This is a genomic window from Cedecea sp. B1(4) (assembly GCF_059414925.1).
Genome location: NZ_JCAHMZ010000287.1, coordinates 1 through 435 on the forward strand (window position 1 = coordinate 1; position 435 = coordinate 435).

At 67.6% G+C, this 435-nt stretch carries 1 protein-coding gene; it reads left to right on the forward strand.

Annotated elements, in window-relative coordinates:
• A partial coding sequence (locus ACR6JA_RS22975; protein WP_494599810.1) for a DUF6094 domain-containing protein occupies window positions 1-435 on the forward strand: 435 nt, incomplete at both ends.

Genomic DNA, 435 nt, shown 5'->3' on the forward strand with positions numbered 1-435 from the left:
GTTCTACCAGCGTGCGCTGCCGCTGCTGCAGTACGGTGGCGTGCTGATCTTCATCGTGCCGTCCTACGTGCTCGACGCCGAGCTGGTCGGATGGCTGACGCGCCACTTCGCCGACCTGCGCATCTACCGCGCGGTGGAGACGCAGTTCAAGCAGGTGGTGGTCTTCGGCCGCCGGGTTCGCCAGCGCGACCAGGCTTCGGATTCGGTCAAAGCCGTGCGCGGTCTGCTGCTGCAGATCGGACAGGGTGACGCCGAAGCCGAGGAACTGCCGCTCGAATGGCCGTTCCTGCCGTACACCGTCCCTGCCAGCCCGGTCGAGCCGGAGCACTTCTATCGCGTGACGATGGAACCCGAGCAGTTCGCCAATGAGGTCGGCCGGCTGCAAGGGCTCTGGCCGGCGCTCGAGACGCACCTGGGCGCCGCGCAGCAGTCGCT